Genomic DNA, 21063 nt, shown 5'->3' with positions numbered 1-21063 from the left:
TTCGCTTTTATTTTTTACGCCAACGATTTCTTCGCCCTAAGGTCACGCTAGGGCTAATTATTTTCTCAGGTAACAAAGGCTGTTCTTCTTCAAACAGTCGGCCTTGCCCACCATGAATGCCTAGGTTTTTTAGCGTTTGCCACTCTTGTTCTGTTTCGACACCGACCGCAATAACTTGAGTCTGAGTACCGCCACAAGCACCGATCATGCTACGAACAAACAGCTGATTTTCATGCCGTTGGTCTATTTTCTTCATCAAACTGCGGTGTAACTTAAGGAAATCAATCTTAAGATCTTTTATGTAGTGAGTGCTGACAATCGTTCTGCCAGCCTGCCCTACGATTACCTTAGCACCGAGGCCGGAGATCATCTTAATAACGGGGCGCATATAATCGAGATGCTGTACTAACCGACCTTCAGGAAACTCAAAGGAGAGCTGCGATCGGCTACTCGAGGTAAGTTGCAACAATTCATGCCGGAACCACTTAAAATACGACTTATCGGCGAATGGGACGACATGCAAGTTCACTGACACATTAACCTTAACTTCAGAGCGTTTGAGTAAACGAACCACCTGCAGCAATACGGCTCGATCCATCACCATTTCATAACCTACAGTTTCTAAGGCTGAATGGAAGCGAGAGGTTTTTATAATACCTTGTTCTGGATCATCAATACGCGCAAACAACTCATCGTGCAGCCATACTAAATCATTCGTCTTTTCAAGCAAATAGCAAGGTTGACGGAATAAAATTATTTTCTCAGGCGTCAGCACCTGATCAAACAAAGTTCGCCAACGCACACTACCCCGTTCCTCTTGGAAAAAAGTACTCTTTTTAAAGCGGCTCCACGTATTCACTCGCTGTAACTGAGCACTTTTTAAGGCCGTTTCTGCCTCATCCAACACTCGACCACGCCGCTCGCCTTCGCTGTACATACTGATACCTATATGGCACCAGTTTTCTTTATCGAGCGGCTCAGGAGGCGATATGCGCGCTAAAAGCTTCAAACATTGTGTAGCAATAGAAGCGACTTCTTTCAGCCCTTGATGCGGCACAAAAATGGCAAAATCGGCATCGTAATAACGAGATAAAATAACATCCGGGTAACGCTGTATGACGTTGGAGATGTTCTCCCCGACTTCCACAACGAGATCATCCGCTGCTTTTTTATCATTTTCTTCGCACAGAGAATCCCAATCATCGATACGCACTAACAAAACGCCACCACGCGCGCCATTCTCTAACAAGGCTGATTCCAATTTGCTATCAAAAAGGACACGGTTGGCCGTACCCGTCAACTTATCTAAGAAGGTTTGGGTCCGGATAAAAGTATCAAAGCGGCTACGCTCTTGACGAGCATCTTGCAGCTCATCAATCAGGGCATCAAGCGCCTCACTCGCCGTATAAGGCCACTCGCGGTGATCACCTTTGGCGTACTGCTCCACACGGCCGGCGAGAATCATTCGCCCTCGCTCCTCCAACAATTCAGATCCAAGCAATTGCTCTTTAAGCCACTTTACCCCACGAATCAAACAAAACACGATGAGACCAACTGCCAACGTAATAGACCACATGGCACCCAATGAGTAGCTATAACTGAGATAGGGCGGAACGGCTTTAAAGCTTATGCTGTAGCCTGGATTACGTTCAAGGATAATATCAATATGGTACAAACGGGCAGGGTCGACTTTGGACGAGGTATCTTTAAAACGGTAAATAACGCCAGCTGGTGAAGAGAGCTGCATTTCAACAATGCTACTGGCTTGCAACATTTTGGGCATCCAACGTTGCAATGAATAAGCGGCATCAGGATCTTCTATTTCTTTATCGACTACCTCCACAATTCCTGCTAGGTAGTGATTGAGATATTCTTGTCCAAGCCGTTGAAAAGACAAAGTTCCACCAATAAACAAAATGAACATTGCACTGGTTACGATGAGCGTAACAAAAGCCACTAACCGAGTACTCAGTTTCAGTGTTGGTGTATACCGCATGAATGCTGAATTCCTTTTCAACGTAAACTTTGTCGATCACTAAGCTGTGCTGACAAACAAGAAAATGCTAATAGTGATAACTATATAAAAAAGCCGCGGTTTTCGCGGCTTTTTTCGACATTCGAACGTTTAGAATGGGATGTCGTCATCAAAATCCATTGGTGGTTCATTATACTGAGGTTGAGCCTGTTGAGGAGCTGACTGCTGTTGCTGTGGTTGCTTTTGCATCGCAGGCTGCTGAGGTTGCCCCCATCCGCCACCTTGTTGCTGTTGTTGTGGCATTCCACCTTGCGCTGGAGCACCACCTTGAGCACGGCCACCCAACATTTGCATCACACCATTAAAACCTTGTACGACAACTTCTGTGGTATAACGATCTTGCCCGCTTTGATCTTGCCACTTACGAGTTTGTAGCTGACCTTCAATGTACACTTGTGAACCTTTACGTAAGTATTCACCAGCCACTTCGGCTAATTTGCCAAACAGCGCAACACGGTGCCATTCGGTTTTTTCGCGTTGCTCGCCAGTTGCTTTATCACGCCATGAATCTGACGTTGCAATGGTGATATTTGCCACAGCAGCGCCACCAGGCATATAACGAATTTCTGGGTCGTTACCTAGGTTACCCACTAAAATAACTTTATTTACTCCACGGCTTGCCATGTTTTGCTCCGTCTTCCATCATGAGTGTTCTTTAAATAGCTGACTAGGATACCACGCTTTATGCGAGGCACAAATCTTCACAGAAATAGTTGTCAAAATTCATCTCACAATCTTGCTCAATTTCCTATTTTTTAGAAGCACTACCTCTAATTTAAGAATGACAAAACACTCAGTTACCTTACTATATGAAACTAAGCGCAATTTTATTTATCTCGTTGGCTTTATAACCTAATTTCCGTCATTTTCTAGGCCGTTGTCTAACATTCTCGTCAAAAGGAAGTGACCATGAGAAAAGCAAACTATACCCGCACCATTTACTTTCTTTGCTTAGATAAAGAGCAAGAACACCCTTATATTGACCATTTAACCGATCGGCTTGGACTGCCCATTCCGAAAATTGAGCCCGAAACCCTGCGCCAAGCGTATTGTTCAGATAAACACAAAATATTGATGATTGACCATGCCGATTATGCGCAGTTGCAACGACGCTTGGGAAACTGCCCATTAAACAGTCAGCATCATGAAACGATCCTCATCAATGTGTTGCAAAGATTAACCACGAATGACTTATTAACCTTTGGCCATTTAAAAGGGCTATTTTATAAAAATGACACCTTAGATAAAATTGCATTCGGGCTTGGCGAAATCATTAATGGACAAAATTGGCTACCCAGACACGCTGTAAGTCAGTTACTGCACTACTATCGCTACGCGTTTGAGTCCCATACTGCTCAAGTGATTACAGACTTAACCGCCCGCGAAATACAGATCCTCCGCTGCTTACAAACTGGCGCATCGAATAACCAAATGTCGGAAGATTTATTCATCAGTGAATTCACGGTCAAATCACATCTCTACCAAATATTCAAAAAGCTATCGGTCAAAAATAGGGTCCAAGCGATTGCGTGGGCCAATCAAAATATTCTGTCTTAATTATGTGCTTTCACGCAGAATTTAACTGAGTTCACCGCTTTAGTGGTGATAGCGTTTCATAAAGCATGATAAGGTTGCGCCATCAATTAACAATTCAAATAAAAATAAGGTTATAGCATGATCAAAAAATGCCTATTCCCAGCCGCTGGCTACGGTACACGTTTTCTTCCAGCGACCAAATCAATGCCTAAAGAGATGATGCCAGTCGTCAATAAACCCTTGATCGAATATGGTGTTGAAGAGGCGATTCAAGCTGGAATGACCGGGATGTGTATTGTGACTGGGCGTGGAAAACACTCGATCATGGATCACTTCGATAAAAACTATGAGCTAGAGCATCAAATTAGTGGTACCAACAAAGAAGAGCTACTGGTTGATATTCGTGAAATCATTGATACCGCCAACTTCACCTACATTCGCCAACGTGAAATGAAAGGTTTAGGCCATGCGATTTTAACGGGTCGAGAGTTAGTCGGCGATGAACCTTTTGCGGTGGTGCTGGCCGATGACTTATGTGTCAATCAAGAAAAAGGGGTTTTGGCACAAATGGTCGCTCTGTATAAACAGTTCCGCTGCTCAATTGTTGCCGTTCAAGAAGTGCCTGAAAATGAAACACATAAATACGGTGTTATTTCCGGTGAAATGATCAAAGACGATCTGTTCCGAGTGGATGACATGGTTGAAAAACCAGAACCAGGCACCGCACCAAGCAATTTAGCCATCATTGGTCGCTACATTTTAACCCCAGATATTTTTGATCTGATTGAGCAAACAGAGCCGGGTAAAGGTGGCGAAATTCAAATTACCGACGCGCTACTCAAACAAGCGCAATCAGGCTGTGTATTGGCGTATAAATTCAAAGGCCAACGCTTTGACTGTGGTAGCGTAGAAGGCTATATCGAAGCCACTAACTACTGCTTTGAAAACATGTACAAAAAGAACGAACAAAAAGTCGCGTTGGATAAACATTCGACTCATAAAGCTTAAGTAACCGAATGCGTTAGTAACCTAGCACCTCCCCAATAAAACCACGGCAAGTTCCGTGGTTTTTATTTACTGTTTTTTTATCCAGTATCTATTTGCACAAAACTCACACTATGCAATACTTGCTTAACTTGTGTTACATAGAGCCTAGATGATGGACAAAATTGAAGTTAGGGGCGCTCGAACCCACAACCTGAAAAATATCAACCTGACCATTCCACGCGATAAATTAACGGTGATTACAGGGCTATCAGGCTCAGGGAAGTCGTCTCTCGCCTTTGATACACTCTACGCAGAGGGCCAACGCCGCTATGTTGAATCGCTGTCTGCCTATGCACGCCAATTTTTATCTTTGATGGAAAAACCGGATGTTGACCATATTGAAGGTCTTTCACCGGCTATCTCTATTGAACAAAAATCAACCTCGCATAACCCTCGTTCTACGGTTGGCACCATTACCGAAGTTTATGACTACTTGCGTCTGCTTTATGCGCGAGTCGGTGAGCCGCGCTGCCCTGAGCACAAAGTTCCACTTCGCGCTCAAACCATCAGCCAAATGGTTGATAAGGTGTTGGAATTAGCTGAAGGCTCAAAACTGATGCTGCTTGCACCGATTGTGAAAGAGCGCAAAGGTGAACACGTTAAAACGCTGGAAAACTTAGCCGCGCAAGGTTTTATCCGTGCCCGCATTGATGGTGAAACGTGCGATCTGACTGATCCACCAACCCTTGAGCTGCACAAAAAGCACACCATTGAAGTGGTGGTTGATCGCTTTAAAGTTCGTCCTGACCTACAGCAGCGCCTAGCCGAATCCTTTGAGACAGCGCTCGAGTTGTCAGGCGGTATTGCTGTGGTTACTGATATGGATGGTGAAGGCGAACAGATTGTATTCTCAGCCAATTTTGCTTGTCCACACTGTGGCTACAGTATGCAGGAGTTAGAGCCTCGGCTGTTTTCATTTAATAACCCAGCGGGCGCATGCCACACCTGTGATGGTTTAGGCGTACAACAATATTTTGACCCTGAACGCGTTATCCAAGATAGCCAACTCAGCCTCGCGCAAGGAGCGATTCGTGGCTGGGATCAGAAAAATTACTACTACTTCCAGATGCTCACGTCACTCGCTGCGCATTATGATTTTGATTTGCATACCCCATTTAACAAACTGCCCAAAAAGGTTCAGGAAATCATCTTGAAAGGCTCGGGGAAAACTGAGATTGAGTTTAACTACATTAACGATCGTGGTGATATTCGGGTTAAACGCCATCCGTTTGAAGGCATTCTCAATACACTTGAACGGCGTTATCGCGATACAGAATCTAACTCTGTCCGTGAAGATTTGGTGAAATACATCTCGACTAAGCCTTGTACCAGTTGTAATGGCACCCGTTTACGCATCGAAGCTCGCAACGTATTTATCAATGACACCGCACTCCCGGAAGTGGTGGAACTGAGCATTGCCGATGCCTTGCAATTTTTCCAATCTCTTGATTTAGAAGGCCAACGAGCACAAATTGCTGAAAAAGTAATGAAAGAGATCAATGACCGTTTGCATTTCCTCGTCAACGTTGGGTTGAATTATCTCAACCTTTCTCGGAGTGCTGAAACCCTGTCAGGAGGCGAAGCACAACGGATTCGCTTAGCGAGCCAAATTGGCGCTGGACTCGTTGGGGTAATGTACGTCTTAGATGAGCCATCTATTGGGCTCCACCAGCGTGATAACGAACGGCTATTAAAAACGCTCACGCATTTGCGCGATCTAGGCAACACGGTATTAGTTGTAGAGCATGACGAAGACGCGATTCGTATGGCCGATCATGTAATTGATATTGGCCCTGGCGCTGGTGTGCATGGTGGACAAGTCGTCGCAGAAGGGAATGTGAATGACATAATTTCCAACCCTAATTCGCTCACAGGACAGTACCTGAGCGGCGCGAAAAAAATTGCGATTCCTACCGTGCGTACCCCGAGAGATCCCAAGAAAACGGTAGAGCTTATCGGCGCGTCGGGTAACAACCTCAAGACGGTTGATTTATCAATTCCTGTTGGCTTATTTAGCTGCGTAACCGGAGTTTCAGGCTCCGGTAAATCAACCTTAATTAATGATACCTTTTTTAAAATTGCTCATACGGCCTTAAATGGAGCCACCACAGTAACGCCTGCTCCATATCAAAAAATCAAAGGGTTAGAGCATTTTGATAAGGTCATCGACATTGACCAAAGCCCGATAGGCCGAACTCCCCGCTCAAACCCGGCCACCTATACGGGCATTTTCACACCGATCCGTGAGCTATTCTCAGGCACTCAAGAGTCTCGCTCTCGAGGCTATAAACCAGGTCGTTTTAGCTTTAACGTACGCGGTGGACGCTGCGAAGCATGCCAAGGTGATGGTGTGATTAAGGTTGAAATGCACTTTTTACCCGATGTTTACGTGCCATGCGATGTGTGTAAGGGCAAACGCTATAATCGTGAAACATTGGAAGTCCGCTACAAAGGCAAAGCGATTGATGAAGTGTTGGAGATGACCGTCGAAGATGCTTACGCTTTTTTTGAGCCCGTACCGATGATCGCTCGCAAACTCAAAACTTTGATTGACGTGGGTTTATCCTACATACGCCTCGGACAAGCGGCGACGACATTGTCAGGGGGCGAAGCTCAACGCGTCAAACTGGCTCGTGAACTATCAAAACGCGATACAGGAAAAACCTTGTACATTTTGGATGAGCCAACGACAGGCTTACACTTCCATGATATCCAACAGCTCTTGACCGTACTGCATCGCCTACGCGACCACGGCAATACCGTGGTGGTGATTGAACACAACTTAGATGTGATTAAAACCGCAGACTGGGTGATCGACTTAGGGCCAGAAGGTGGACAAGGCGGCGGCGAAATTATTGCTCAAGGAACGCCCGAAGATGTGGCGCAGATCGAAGGTTCACACACAGCACGCTTTCTTAAGCCTATGTTGAAATAGAAAAAAACGGTAAAGTAAAGAAACCAGCAAGTAGTTGCTGGTTTCTTTTAATTGGAACGCGAGACCTATGGCAACATTGCACCTAAGCGGTACACAACTTGAAGCACAAACACCCGCCATCCCGTTAAACAAACCCTTTTTGCTTTCGATTGGCATTCTCTATTTACTGGCAATGCATTTTTTTATGCCCAACCCTGGTGGCTCAGGTCTGGCTTTATCTTTTAATCCAACCACTTGGCTTGCCCTTAGTTTTACGCTCTCATTAGGTCTGTATCAACTCGCATCTAACCGTAGGTTACGCTATTCCAAACTGACCATCGGTCTTTTCATCAGTTGTACCATCATGACGATTCCGCTGCTTTATACGAATGCTCAAATTGAGTCGTCGCTGAGTCGAATGTTAGGACTATGGACTGGGCTGCTTTTTTTTGTATTACTGCAACAATTTCGTTTTAGTAACAAACATAAGCAGCGATTACTCTGGTTTATCGTACTCGCGGTATTGATTGAAACTCTATTTGGTCTGTACCAATACTTTTTGCTTTCACCCGATAATATTTTTGGCTATAACACCCTCATCAACCGCCCTTACGGCATTTTTCAGCAACCGAATGTGATGGCGAGCTTTCTCGCGACAGGGCTGGTTATGTCCGGCTATTTACTGGCTCGTCAACCGAAAAAGTACAATCAGCATGTTAGCGAAGTGAGTCTACTTTATGTCACTCCACTGCTCACTACACCGTTGCTGGTGATATTAGCCTCGCGCACTGGCTGGATTGGCGCAGTACTCGGCACGCTTTTTGTTCTGCCTTACCTATTTAAATTTTCGACGCCTAAACGATTTTGGGGATGGAGCGCTGCGACGCTATTGGGTATTGCTTTAGGGTTTGTCGCTGTCTATTCCCAAGGCACGGGCGATTTTCTAGAGAATAAGGCTGATTTAGAGAGCCCTCGCCGTTATACCTTTCCTCAAACCATCGATATGGTCATAGAAAAACCCTTCACGGGTTATGGCTATGGCAAGTTTGAATCTGAATATTTGCTTTATACCGCAAGGCAACACCAATTAAACCCTAGCTACCAACCGGGGTTGGCGTCGATGGATCATCCTCATAATGAATTACTATTCTGGGCGGTTGAAGGCGGTTTGTTACCTGTGCTAGGGATCACACTGGCCATGCTTTTCGTGCTCATGCGGATGTATTCGGCCAAGAAAGGGACCAGGCTTGCGATGTTCGCCCTTTTCATCCCTATCGTGTTGCACAGCCAACTCGAATACCCATTTTACCATTCTGCCATTCATTGGATAACCTTCATTATTCTGCTTTTTTGGGTTGATCAACGCGTGGCTAAATACCGTTCGGCCCCTTTTGGCCTTATCAGTAAATCCCTGTTTCGAGTATTGACTTTAGTAGTGCCGATTTTGACTGGCTTTTATATGCTCAGCGCACTGCACAGTAATTACGTGCTTACCCAATTTGAGAAATCTCAACCCAAGAACCCGGATATCCTACAAAAGGTGACGAACCCTGTGGTTTGGAAAGACCGTTTTGATTGGGATGTCTACAGCACTTACCTCAACATTGGCCTGTATAATCAAGATCCTAAATTGATTACGCCATACATCGACTGGTCATTGGCCATCATAAAACATAAACCGCGTCCTGCTTTTTACAATAATCTGATCTTGGCTTACCAAGGTATTGGTGACGAAAGCCGCGCCGAGCAAATTCGCTCCGAAGCCGCATTTTTGTTCCCCAATATGGATTTCAGTGAGGTGCAGTATAGCCCGCCAACCAGTTCGGCTGATCGTTCGTCTGCCGATTAAATCGATCATATGAGCCTTATTCATAAAAAAAGCTTTCCCAAAAATAGAGAAAGCTTTTGACCGTTGGGCTTATTTCACACTCCAACCAGTAGATCTCACTGCAGGATGGGTGGCTTACGTCACTGGTGGAAAATCCAACACCATGGTAGCAACGCTGAAATAGATGATCACCCCGATAGAATCAGCAATGGTCGTGATCAACGGAGCACTGGCTGACGCAGGATCGAGCTTAAACTTATTCAGAATGAACGGAAGGAGCATTCCAACAATACAACCAATAATCACCACAATTTGCATCGTTACCGCAACGACAAAAGCGATATCACTGCCGCCTCGCCAAAAACCCAATAAAGAAACAGCAATGGCCATTGTTGCCCCTAATAACGCCGCAATCCCTAACTCTCGCACCAACATGGATAGCCAATCTTTCATCACCACTTCACCAGTGGCTAAGGCTCGAACCATCAACGTTGCTGACTGGGATCCTGCATTACCGCCGCTATCAATCAACAGTGGTAAGAAGAAGACCAAGGCGACATAGGTTTGAATCGTCTCCTCAAAGTACGCAATTCCGGCACCAGAAAAAAGATTACCAAAGACTAACAACACCAGCCAAAACACACGTTTCTTGTACATTAGCCATACGCTGGCTTCTTTAAGGTTACCGGTAAAACCAACCGCAGCGACTTTATGAAAATCCATATCCGCTTGCTGCTCGGCCACGTCCATCGCATCGTCATAAGTCACTATACCGACCAAACGGAATTGCTCATCAAAAACAGGCACCGCAAGTAAATCGTATTTACTGATGGCTTGCGCTGCACACTCTTGATCTTCATCAGCTCGAACAAACACTGTCTCTTTGGTCATGATGTCAGAGACAAGCGAGGTCGGTTGTGCCAGCACTAAATCCTTAAGCGAAAGTGTACCAAGTAAGCGATTCTGTTTATCAATCACATACGCTTGATAGATGGTTTCCCTCTCGTTGGCCATTTCACGTAAACGCGCAATCGCCTGCGGCACATCATCATCGGCGTTTAACGTCGCATAATCTGTCGTCATGATAGAGCCGACCGAGCCTTGAGGGTAGGCTGCGAGCTGCTGTACATCTTGACGCTCTTGTTGATCCAGTAGAGCAAGTAGCGGCGGTTGGCGCGTCTCATCCAAGTGAGCATATAAGTCAGCCCTTTCATCATGGGGCATGACTTGAAGCACTTTCGCAAGCGCTTCGAGCGGCATTCTCTCCACCACTTTTTCTCTGATAGGCTCAGAAAAATACCCCAATAGCGCCGCTTGACGAGCGATTGGCATCAATTGCACCAGCTCAAAGACATCCTCTTCGCTCAGGGTCTGATTAGCCAGCTGCTCAGCGAAGACTTGAGCAATATCAGCGATGGGATACTGTTCCATTAATTGATTTAAGTTTAATGGGTCACGATTAAAATTAATCGCAGCGAGTTCTAACGCTATTTTTTGTAATTTCATTATCATATCTCAGCCGATATTTAACTTTAAAAATAAACATAATAATTTTAAAGCTTATTTTTATAATCAATGTATTCAATGAATAACTTAAATTTTAAGCACACTGTTCGAATCTCACTAAAATTTAATTTAGTGAAGTTGAGCGACTTATTTTAAAGTTTGTTAATATTTATTATATAGAATAGGCGCCAATCACTCGATTCCGACTATCGATGATAGGAATCATAGGCAAATGACTGTCTAATAATAACTTTCTAGCTTGAACCTTATCCATTAAGGCCGATATGGCAATATCGCTTTTGTGCATAATATCTTTCATGATGATATTCATCTGTGATACCACCACCTTGCTTAAATAAACAAATCCTAAGTATTCACCTGCATCACCAGAGATAAAGATAAGGTTCAAGCGCTTATCGGTTAAGGACGATGAGCGTAGAATCGCAATCACCGCTTCTACAGATAGCGATGCGCCTACACAAATAAAGTTGTTATCCATTTCGGTTTGAATAGAGTGAGCAGCAGGTAGCCGGTTGCCCATAGCTAATGATGTATTGTACATAACCATCTTTGTATCTCCTTGAAACTATCAAGGCAAAGAAACCAAATTATGCAGAAAATCCACGTAACTGAACTGCAATAAGCTTATACCATCAAGCTCAAGCATTCCCCGCCTTGAACAAGCAAGTTAGGAGAAGATAAAGTCAGTCAAATAGAGAAGCCGTATACTTGCGAAAATTCTAGCGGTGTACAGATGACACGCAAGAAATTCAAAAGCATTCACGCTCTAGCCAGTAGAAACGCTGTATTGAATAAATCATATGATCGACTTAAACAAACACGATACTCTATAAAAAGAGTGTGATATTGACAGGAGAGAACAAGAAAAGGAGCTTCGTTAGTATGAATACCAACTTAGCAAAAGCGAGGCTTTAAATGAAAAGTTGGCAACAAAACGTAGGCTTTTCTACTAACCAGAAAATACCACACTTGGATAATCGACTACTCGACGAGTCCATAGGTTTCTATTGCACCTCTAAAAAGTTAATAATAAGTATGCTTTCTCAGCGCGGTTATCCTAACGCAGATAAAATAATGGTCAACCAAAACAATAGAACAATGTTCATTTTTTACAATACCATGACAATACAAAGTAGCATCCAAACCTGTTCTAATATTTAGGCCACAAACTTTGTCATCGTATATTTATTATAAATACACAAAATGCCACTTATATTCATAGGAGTAATCAAACCATTAACGGAAGAATTTATCTTAAGACATTAATCACGAGTATTCCACTCACGCTAGGGAAGAGCTAACAATAAAAATGAATTTTATGATTGATGCTGAGACGAACAACGTTCAGCATCAGCACCACTAAAAAAGGAGCAAATGCTCCCTTATGTGTTTTTTTACTAATTTGCTAATGACTCTTCTAACGCCCGCAAGCATAAGGCCACGTTTTCACTGCGCGCCCCATACCCCATTAAACCAATACGCCACGCTTTACCCGCTAAAGTGCCAAGACCTGCGCCGATCTCCAAGTTGTATTGATTGAGTAAATGCGCTCGCACTTTAGCCTCATCAACCCCTGTTGGAATATAGATCGCATTCAATTGCGGTAAACGGCAATCTTCAGCAACGACAAATTCAAATCCTAATTTTTCTAGGCCCAGCTTTAATTTGTCATGCATCACACGATGACGTGCCCACGCCTGCTCTAGACCTTCGTTTCTCAACACCAGCAAGGCTTCATGCAATGCGTACAAACTGTTAACTGGCGCAGTGTGGTGATAACTGCGTTTGCCTACACCGCTCCAATAACCAAGCACTAAGCTTTGATCTAAAAACCAGCTTTGAACGGGGGTTGTGCGAGATTGAATTTTTTCAATCGCTTGCGCTGAAAAAGTCAGTGGCGATAAACCCGGAGGGCACGATAAGCACTTTTGGCTCCCAGAATAGACGGCATCAAGCTTCCATTGATCCACATAAAGTGGCACGCCGCCTAAGGATGTCACCGCATCTACAATACTCAGCATGTTGTTTTGCTTAGCCAGCAAACCTAATGCTTGCGCATCACTCAATGCACCAGTTGACGTTTCTGCATGGACAAACGCGAGAATTTTAGCATCAGGGTTAGCCTGTATGGCTTGCTCGACTTTATCGAGCGAAACGGGGGCTCCCCACTCATCATCCACCAGCACCGCCTCTCCGCCACAGCGCACTACATTCTCGCGCATACGCTCGCCAAAAACGCCATTGCGACACACGATGACCTTATCTCCCGGCTCAATCAGGTTGACAAAGCACGCCTCCATACCAGCGCTGCCCGGCGCGGAAACCGCGATGGTAAACTCATTTTCCGTTTGAAAAGCGTATTTAAGCAGCTGCTTTAGCTCATCCATCATCTGGATAAAAAGCGGATCTAAGTGGCCAACGGTCGGCCTGCTCAGCGCTTGTAATACTTGGGGGTAAATATCTGACGGGCCTGGCCCCATCAAAATTCGCTGAGGTGGGTTAAAACTGGTAATGGACATAGTTGCTCCTTGCTTGTGGCCAAATGCGAATAGAATACCCAGAGTAAAACAAATCCGCTGAAGCAACAATTCGACCGAAGTCTAGAGGTCAAACCAGTGTCACACTCTGGTTAATTTTATTTTACATTTGGACTTAATTAGCGATTGACATTAACAGTTCAAAAACGTTCAATGAATGAGCTATCTAGCAGAAGAGGAGCACTGCCCAGGCAGATGTTTTGTGGAGCCTCAACTCCAATACAAAACATTAATGGGGAGCAGTGCCGAGATAAACCAAGGTTGTGGATTTGGTTTATCGGTTGAATGGGCTGAATCCCTTCAACTGTCATCAGCAACCCTGATGAAGAGCTTCTGAGGTAAACCAATCATAAAAACACCTCTTTATTTGCTCTAGAAAAACTCTCTTCAAACATTGGACGTTGGTACACCAACACTATTTTTATTTCAGGAAGTCGTGGGAGAAATGCCGTGAGCGCATTCAATGTCGCCAAATTTGGCGGAACAAGCGTTGCTAACTTTGAAGCAATGAGCCTTTGTGCCGCTGTGATCGAAAATAATCCAGAGACCAAATTAGTCGTGAGCAGTGCCTGCTCTGGCGTGACGAATTTATTGGTTGAATTAGCCAATGGCGTACAAGATGCCAATCAACGCTTAAGTATTATCAAACAGTTAGCTGATATTCATCATGCGATTATTGATAAACTTGCCGACCCGCTACAAGTTGAAAAAGAAGTACACTCAATTTTAGATATGGTGGCCAGTGTCGCAGAAGCGGCCTCTTTTCAAGCGAGTAAAAAGCTGACCGATCACTTAGTTGCTTGTGGCGAGTTAATGTCGACCTTCATTCTGACGCAATTACTGCGTGAACGTGGCATGGATGCGATCCGTTTTGATATTCGAGAAGTGCTGCGTACTGATGACCACTACGGTCGGGCGGAACCGCAATTAGAGCAGATCCAGCAATTAGCCCAAGAGAAGTTAACACCACTTTGCCTGCAACACGTAGTGGTAACTCAAGGTTTCATCGGCGCTGATGAACAAGGGAATACAACCACATTGGGCCGAGGCGGCAGTGATTATTCTGCGGCCTTGATCGCCGAAGCGGTACAAGCTTCTGGCTTAGAAATTTGGACTGATGTGCCGGGGATTTATACGACCGACCCTCGCATTGCGCCTAAAGCCGCTCCGATTGCGGAAATAAGCTTTAGCGAAGCATCGGAGATGGCAAACTTTGGCGCTAAGATTTTGCATCCATCGACGTTGCTGCCCGCGCTTCGCCACGATATCCCTGTGTTTGTCGGCTCCTCAAAAGAGCCTGAAAAAGGCGGCACTTGGATCCGTAAACGTGTGGAAAGCTCACCTCTATTTAGAGCCTTAACCCTACGCTGCAATCAAACCATGGTTACACTACGCAGCGCTAGCATGTTTCACGCATACGGCTTTCTTTCGAAGGTGTTTGAAATTTTAGCCAAACACAAAATTTCGGTGGATCTGATCACCACCTCTGAAATCAGCGTCTCATTAACATTAGATAAAACCGATACCTCAGGTGGAGCGCCTGAACTGCCTCAAGCGGTGCGCTTAGAATTAGAAGAGCTGTGTAAAGTTGAAGTCGAACATAATCTGTGTTTAGTTGCGCTGATCGGCAATAACATGAGTGAAAGCAAAGGCTATGCAAAACAAGTTTTTAGCACCTTAGAAGATTTCAATTTGCGTATGATTTGCTATGGTGCCAGCCCGCACAACCTCTGCTTTTTATTACACGAGTCGGTTTCTAAAGCGGCAATTCAGAAACTTCATCAAGATTTGTTTGAACGATAAAACCACATTGAGTAGTAACACGCTGAATAAAAAACAGGTTGGCTTAGCCAACCTGTTTTTTATTACTTAATCTAAATTCGGCCCAAGCCATTTTTCCGCTTCTTGCGCATTCCAGCCTTTACGTTGCGCGTAATCTTGCATCTGATCTTGCTGAATTTGTGCAATTGCAAAATAACGAGAGTCAGGATGCGAGAAGTACCAACCTGACACCGAAGCACCCGGCCACATAGCGTAACTGGTGGTTAAAGACATATCGATGGTTTGCTCAACCTGCAACATCTCCCACAAGGTGCCTTTTTCCGTATGCTCAGGACACGCAGGATAGCCCGGCGCTGGGCGTATACCTTGGTATTTCTCACGGATCAAATCATCGTTCGATAACTCTTCGTCAGCAGCATAGCCCCAAATTTCTTTACGAACTTGCTGATGCAAATATTCCGCAAAAGCCTCAGCAAGACGATCAGCTACCGCTTGGATCATGATGGCGTTGTAGTCATCGCCTTGCGCTTTATATTGGTCTGCTAATTCTCGCTCACCAATTCCGCCTGTCACGGCAAATGCGCCGATCCAATCTCGTTTACCACTCTCTTTTGGTGCAATGTAATCGGACAAGCAGTAGTTATAACCTTTGGGCTTTTCAGTTTGTTGGCGTAAGTGATGCAGAACATGAGCAACCTCGGTGCGCGATTCATCGCGATACACTTCGATATCATCCCCCACACTCGCGGCCGGGAATAAAGCGCAAATACCGCGAGCCTTGAGTAGCCCTTCTCGCTCAACTCTATCAAGCAATGCATTAGCATCATGGAATAAACTTTGCGCTTCCTCTCCCACCTCTTCGTGTTCAAAAATCGTTGGATATTTACCCATCAATGACCATGTCATGAAAAATGGTGTCCAGTCGATGTAACGACGAAGGGTAGCCACATCAAAATCATCAAACACATGTACGCCCAATTTAGCCGGAACTGGCGGCGTATAGTTATCCCAATCGATAACCGCTTTATTTGCCCTTGCCACTTCTACTGAGACAGGCTTAGTTCGGGGGGTTTTACGGTGATGTTGATCACGCGTGCGTTCATAATCGAGGTTTAATTTTTCAACAAAAGCAGGACGTAACTCATCAGAAAGAAGCGAAGAACAAACGCCTACTGCTCGCGAAGCATTGTTCACGTACACAACAGGCTGGTGATAATTTTGCTCAATTTTAACTGCGGTATGTGCTTTAGAGGTGGTTGCTCCGCCAATCAAAAGCGGTAATTTAAACCCTTGTCGCTCCATTTCTTTGGCGACGTGCACCATTTCATCTAAAGAGGGAGTGATGAGGCCGGATAACCCAATGATGTCGACATTCTGTTCTTTCGCGACTTTGAGGATCTGCTCGCATGGCACCATAACGCCGAGGTCAATGATTTCGTAGTTATTACACTGCAAAACGACGCCAACGATATTTTTGCCGATGTCGTGTACATCCCCTTTAACTGTGGCAAGAAGGATTTTGCCATTATTAGAACCTGCTTGCTTAAGCGCGTTGATGTAGGGCTCTAAATGCGCAACGGCTTGCTTCATAACGCGCGCCGATTTCACTACTTGCGGCAGGAACATTTTCCCTTCGCCAAAGAGGTCGCCGACCACGTTCATTCCATCCATGAGAGGCCCTTCGATCACATCCAATGGGCGAGTGGCATTTTGACGAGCTTCTTCCGTATCTTCAACAATATACTCGGTGATACCTTTGACTAACGCATGCTCTAAACGTTTTGCGACTGGCCATGAACGCCATTCCAGCGCACTGGCATCCTCTTCCTTACCGACACCTTTGTTCGCGTATTCAGCCGCAATATCCAGTAAGCGTTCAGTGCCATCGCTGCGGCGATTGAGAATGATATCTTCGACTGCTTCACGCAGTTTCTCAGGCACGTTATCGTAAATCTCAAGCTGACCGGCATTGACGATGCCCATGTCCATGCCGTTTTTAAAACAGTGATAAAGGAATACAGCATGGATCGCTTCACGCACATAGTTGTTACCGCGAAAAGAGAAAGAGACGTTGGAAACCCCGCCGGAAATCATCGCATGGGGTAAATTACGTTTGATATCAGCCACGGCTTCGATAAAGTCCACAGCATAATTATTATGCTCATCAATACCAGTCGCAACCGCGAAAATATTCGGATCAAAAATGATATCTTCAGCAGGGAAACCAACCTCATCAACCAAAATTCGATAAGCTTTGGTACAAATTTCAAGTTTTCGCTCACGGGTATCCGCTTGGCCTACTTCATCAAACGCCATCACGATCACAGCAGCACCATAGCGGCGAATGAGTTTAGCTTGTTCAACAAACTTCTCTTTCCCCTCCTTGAGGGAAATCGAGTTCACAATCCCTTTGCCTTGAATGCATTTGAGACCTGCTTCAATTACCTCCCACTTAGAAGAATCAACCATGATTGGTACTTTGGAAATATCCGGCTCAGAAGCGCATAAATTGAGAAAGCGGACCATGCAAGCTTGCGCATCCAACATCCCTTCATCCATATTGATATCGATGATTTGTGCACCGTTTTCGACCTGCTCTCGAGCAACATGCAGCGCCTCATCATACTGCTCATCTTTGATTAAACGCTTAAAACGCGCAGAACCAGTGACGTTAGTTCGCTCACCTACGTTGATGAATAAGCTCTCTTTGGTAATCGTCAGCGGCTCTAGACCGGATAGACGACAAGCCACTGGAATATCGGGTAACGCTCTTGGTTTCACACCTTCGACCACTTTTGCCATTTGTCTAATGTGCTCAGGAGTGGTTCCACAACAGCCACCAACAAGGTTCAAGAATCCTGCTCGCGCCCATTCCCCGATGTGCTTCGCCATCTCATCGGCTTCAAGATCATACTCACCGAATGCGTTAGGCAACCCCGCATTGGGATGAGCCGAGACATAACATTCGGAAATACGTGATAGCTCTTCAACGTATTGGCGCAATTCATCCGGACCGAGTGCACAGTTCAAACCAAATGAGATAGGCTCAACGTGTCGCAGTGCATTATAAAAGGCTTCGGTTGTTTGCCCAGAAAGCGTTCGACCAGAGGCATCGGTGATTGTCCCTGAGATCATCACGGGCAGTTTGTAACCCAACTCTTCAAACACACAATCCACCGCAAAGGCACAGGCTTTAGCATTTAAAGTATCGAAAATAGTTTCAATCAAAATTAAGTCGCTGCCGCCACGAATTAAAGCACGTGTTGATTCTGAGTAAGCTTCAACTAATTGCTCAAAGCTGATATTTCGAAAACCAGGGTCATTCACGTCAGGGGAGAGCGAGCAAGTGCGGTTTGTTGGCCCTAGCACTCCTGCTACATAACGAGGTTTCTCAGGCGTTTTCGCCGTCCATTCGTCAGCAGCTTCGCGTGCAAGTTTTGCAGCAGCGAAATTGATCTCATCGCTAATGGCTTGCATATCGTAGTCGGCCATTGCGATGCTCGTCGCGTTGAAGGTATTCGTCTCTAGGATATCAGCACCTGCTTCCAAGTAAGCACTATGAATTTCTTTGATTAACTGAGGCTGCGTCAAGACGAGAAGGTCATTATTTCCTTTCAGATCGCTTGGCCAATGGGCAAAACGATCTCCACGATAATCTTGCTCTTCCAATTTATAGCTCTGAATCATGGTGCCCATGCCACCATCAATCAATAATATTCTCTGTTGCAATTGAGCTTCAATTTGACTTCTAACTTCTCTTCCCACAGTACAGCCTCATTCCTTTTGGTTATTCGCTCATCCTATCATATAACCATTAGAAATCTAGACGTCTAAACTTCACTTTAATTATCGTTTGATACATCTGCAATCATGGCTAAAAAGTGTTTGCTATTTGTACATCATCCAAGGAGAATTTCATTCATATTTTGTTACACGACGAGAAAACAATGTCTGTCTATTACACTTTATGCTTCCTATCAGGAGCAGCAATGTTGATTGCCTTTCTAAACAGTAAGATAGGCAATATGCAAACCACTATCGCCATTACAGCAGGATCGATGATGTTGTCATTATTGATCTTAGTTGCAGGTCAAAATGATTGGTTTCATCTAACTCAAATAGCGACAGAAACCGTCAACAGTATTAACTTTGAAAATTTTCTGCTCAAAGGAATACTCGGTTTTCTACTTTTCGCTGGCGGCCTAGGCATCAAATTACCCAACCTAAAAGATCAGAAATGGGAAATCGCGGTTCTTGCACTAGGCGCAACGCTATTTTCAACCTTCTTCATCGGTTTTGGGCTATACGCCTTCTGTCAATTTATCGGTATTCACTTCGATCTCGTTTACTGTCTGCTCTTTGGTGCACTCATATCACCAACAGACCCAATAGCCGTATTAGCTATTGTTAAAAAGTTAAATGCACCAAAACGTATTTCAACCCAAATCGAGGGAGAATCGCTCTTTAATGATGGTTTTGGTTTGGTTATCTTTGTCACTATTTTCACTATTGCATTTGGTACAGAAGCACCAACCATAGGTAGTGTAACTATGTTGTTTATTCAAGAGGCAATGGGGGGCATCCTGTATGGCCTAGCTCTTGGGCTATTATTCCACTACCTCATCAGCGCCACCGATGATCACTCAATGGAACTGCTTTTAACCATTGGTATACCGACTGCTGGCTATGTTTTTGCAGATGTTATTCATGTTTCCGGGCCTTTAGCTATGGTTGTATCAGGGATAATGATCGGCAACTGGACACGCTTCATTGGCTTTTCAAAAGAAAGTGAAGAACACCTTGACCACTTTTGGGAATTGGTTGACGAATTTTTGAATGGTGTGCTCTTTCTACTTATCGGTATGTCGATGCTACTCTTCAAATTCCATGAAGAGGACTGGATATTGATGGCTTTCGCCATTCCTCTTGTCTTATCTGCTCGCTATCTAAGCGTTTTTTTCTCTTACATCGGCTTCAAGCGTTACCGCTCCTACAACCCATGGTCAATAAAGATACTCACTTGGGGAGGGCTACGAGGTGGGCTAGCACTAGCAATGGCACTTTCCATTCCATCCGGCATATTAGTTATCCCAGACAAGCTTATTGATGTAAAAGAGATAATCCTTGTTATGACATACGCTGTCGTGGTGTTCTCAATACTTATTCAAGGTTCAACAATTACCCCATTGATAGACAAAGCAAAACAAGCTGAAAAATCGTCAATGTAGATAGAAAAACTGTCAGTGATGACTGATCAAACCATTTTTATCTCTAGCCGATGTTCTAGAACATCGGTTTTTGCTACCTTTACTTTGTTACTCCTCTCTCTATATCTACTGTAATACCAATTTAAAAAATATGATCTAATTAAGGCTGTTGAGCTATGGTGAAATATCACTATGGATAGCTTTAGTAACACTTATTTTAAAAAGCTGGCGAACCCTATTCAAGTGAAAGTGTGATGATGGCTCTTGCAGACTCCAAAGAAAGTCATTCACGTACACAAATAATCACACAATAGCTTAAAGTCAGCCGAACAAGTTTGAACAAACAGGTTCAATGATTATTGAAGAAGGGCGCCAAGTAAAACTACGGACTGGTAAGCTAGCCCTAGCCAATCAGAGTATTACGGATTACAAGGAGTGAATATGTAAGTATGCGTGGAATTGATTTTTAGAAGACGGCACTGAGAGTGATAAAAAATAAAATGCTATTTTGCTAAAACGAAAAAAGCCCTGCTATTACTAGCAGGGCTTCTTAATAAGTGGCGGAGCGGACGGGACTCGAACCCGCGACCCCCGGCGTGACAGGCCGGTATTCTAACCAACTGAACTACCGCTCCGCAGCGTGTCTGGTT

12 protein-coding genes, 1 tRNA gene and 1 riboswitch are annotated in these 21063 nt (G+C 44.5%); of the genes, 6 read left to right on the top strand and 7 right to left on the bottom strand.

The features are described 5' to 3' along the window. Nucleotides 1-7: 7 nt before the first annotated feature. Both csrD and EXZ60_RS15480 read right to left on the bottom strand, forming a co-directional pair. Nucleotides 8-1996 carry an RNase E specificity factor CsrD gene (gene csrD, locus EXZ60_RS15485; RefSeq protein ID WP_277435925.1) on the bottom strand — a complete coding sequence of 663 codons (1989 nt, stop codon included), beginning with the start codon at nucleotides 1994-1996 and terminating at the stop codon, nucleotides 8-10. 129 nt (nucleotides 1997-2125) lie between these two features. Further along, nucleotides 2126-2659, bottom strand: a complete 534-nt coding sequence (locus EXZ60_RS15480) for a single-stranded DNA-binding protein (RefSeq protein WP_013857892.1) — start codon at nucleotides 2657-2659, stop codon at nucleotides 2126-2128. Between the two features lie 285 nt (nucleotides 2660-2944). Between EXZ60_RS15480 and EXZ60_RS15475 the strand changes: the two genes are divergently transcribed. The 4 genes from EXZ60_RS15475 to EXZ60_RS15460 all read left to right on the top strand — a co-directional run bounded on the left by EXZ60_RS15475 (nucleotide 2945) and on the right by EXZ60_RS15460 (nucleotide 9381). Next, nucleotides 2945-3592: a LuxR C-terminal-related transcriptional regulator gene (locus EXZ60_RS15475; protein WP_170895060.1), complete on the top strand. Its 648-nt coding sequence runs from the start codon at nucleotides 2945-2947 to the stop codon at nucleotides 3590-3592. A gap of 117 nt (nucleotides 3593-3709) precedes the next feature. Further along, a complete protein-coding gene (gene galU / locus EXZ60_RS15470; protein ID WP_013857894.1) occupies nucleotides 3710-4579 on the top strand; it encodes a UTP--glucose-1-phosphate uridylyltransferase GalU in 870 nt (289 codons plus the stop codon). 151 nt (nucleotides 4580-4730) lie between these two features. Then, nucleotides 4731-7553: an excinuclease ABC subunit UvrA gene (gene uvrA, locus EXZ60_RS15465; RefSeq protein WP_277435937.1), complete on the top strand. Its 2823-nt coding sequence runs from the start codon at nucleotides 4731-4733 to the stop codon at nucleotides 7551-7553. Nucleotides 7554-7620: 67 nt separating this feature from the next. Continuing rightward, nucleotides 7621-9381 (top strand): PglL family O-oligosaccharyltransferase, encoded by a 1761-nt coding sequence (locus EXZ60_RS15460; protein ID WP_277435924.1) that lies wholly within the window; start codon nucleotides 7621-7623, stop codon nucleotides 9379-9381. 114 nt (nucleotides 9382-9495) lie between these two features. Here EXZ60_RS15460 and mgtE read toward each other — a convergent pair whose 3' ends face one another. From mgtE to EXZ60_RS15445, 3 genes are all read right to left on the bottom strand, one after another. Next, entirely contained in the window at nucleotides 9496-10872 is a 1377-nt protein-coding gene (gene mgtE / locus EXZ60_RS15455; protein WP_017043361.1) for a magnesium transporter, read from the bottom strand. A 166-nt stretch (nucleotides 10873-11038) separates the two neighbouring features. Further along, nucleotides 11039-11434, bottom strand: a complete 396-nt coding sequence (locus EXZ60_RS15450) for a hypothetical protein (RefSeq protein WP_017047127.1) — start codon at nucleotides 11432-11434, stop codon at nucleotides 11039-11041. Nucleotides 11435-12284: 850 nt separating this feature from the next. Further along, nucleotides 12285-13406, bottom strand: coding sequence for an alanine--glyoxylate aminotransferase family protein (locus tag EXZ60_RS15445; protein WP_277435923.1), 1122 nt, complete (start codon nucleotides 13404-13406; stop codon nucleotides 12285-12287). A 183-nt stretch (nucleotides 13407-13589) separates the two neighbouring features. After that, a riboswitch (Lysine riboswitch) is annotated at nucleotides 13590-13765 on the top strand. 109 nt (nucleotides 13766-13874) lie between these two features. Between EXZ60_RS15445 and lysC the strand changes: the two genes are divergently transcribed. After that, complete coding sequence (gene lysC, locus EXZ60_RS15440; protein ID WP_017043419.1) at nucleotides 13875-15227, top strand: lysine-sensitive aspartokinase 3; 1353 nt, start codon at nucleotides 13875-13877, stop codon at nucleotides 15225-15227. Between the two features lie 66 nt (nucleotides 15228-15293). On the opposite strand, the gene metH is transcribed toward lysC, so the two are convergent. Further along, nucleotides 15294-18971 (bottom strand): methionine synthase, encoded by a 3678-nt coding sequence (gene metH, locus EXZ60_RS15435; RefSeq protein WP_277435922.1) that lies wholly within the window; start codon nucleotides 18969-18971, stop codon nucleotides 15294-15296. 182 nt (nucleotides 18972-19153) lie between these two features. On the opposite strand from metH, the gene EXZ60_RS15430 reads away from it, so the two are divergent. Beyond that, complete coding sequence (locus tag EXZ60_RS15430) at nucleotides 19154-20434, top strand: sodium:proton antiporter (protein ID WP_026027845.1); 1281 nt, start codon at nucleotides 19154-19156, stop codon at nucleotides 20432-20434. Nucleotides 20435-20971: 537 nt separating this feature from the next. Here the strand turns inward: EXZ60_RS15430 and EXZ60_RS15425 are convergent. Continuing rightward, nucleotides 20972-21048 (bottom strand) — tRNA-Asp (locus EXZ60_RS15425). Nucleotides 21049-21063: the final 15 nt, after the last annotated feature.

It is taken from the genome of Vibrio sp. 1151_11 (genome assembly GCF_029478525.1).
Taxonomy (GTDB): Bacteria; Pseudomonadota; Gammaproteobacteria; order Enterobacterales; family Vibrionaceae; genus Vibrio; species Vibrio anguillarum.
This window is presented reverse-complemented; position numbering and strand designations above follow the sequence as displayed.

Bases quoted from the DNA above. Each gene is read 5' to 3' on its own strand.
- csrD (WP_277435925.1), bottom strand. From the start codon at position 1,996: ATGCGGTATACACCAACACTGAAACTGAGTACTCGGTTAGTGGCTTTT.
- EXZ60_RS15480 (WP_013857892.1), bottom strand. From the start codon at position 2,659: ATGGCAAGCCGTGGAGTAAATAAAGTTATTTTAGTGGGTAACCTAGGT.
- EXZ60_RS15475 (WP_170895060.1), top strand. From the start codon at position 2,945: ATGAGAAAAGCAAACTATACCCGCACCATTTACTTTCTTTGCTTAGAT.
- galU (WP_013857894.1), top strand. From the start codon at position 3,710: ATGATCAAAAAATGCCTATTCCCAGCCGCTGGCTACGGTACACGTTTT.
- uvrA (WP_277435937.1), top strand. From the start codon at position 4,731: ATGGACAAAATTGAAGTTAGGGGCGCTCGAACCCACAACCTGAAAAAT.
- EXZ60_RS15460 (WP_277435924.1), top strand. From the start codon at position 7,621: ATGGCAACATTGCACCTAAGCGGTACACAACTTGAAGCACAAACACCC.
- mgtE (WP_017043361.1), bottom strand. From the start codon at position 10,872: ATGATAATGAAATTACAAAAAATAGCGTTAGAACTCGCTGCGATTAAT.
- EXZ60_RS15450 (WP_017047127.1), bottom strand. From the start codon at position 11,434: ATGGTTATGTACAATACATCATTAGCTATGGGCAACCGGCTACCTGCT.
- EXZ60_RS15445 (WP_277435923.1), bottom strand. From the start codon at position 13,406: ATGTCCATTACCAGTTTTAACCCACCTCAGCGAATTTTGATGGGGCCA.
- EXZ60_RS15430 (WP_026027845.1), top strand. From the start codon at position 19,154: ATGTCTGTCTATTACACTTTATGCTTCCTATCAGGAGCAGCAATGTTG.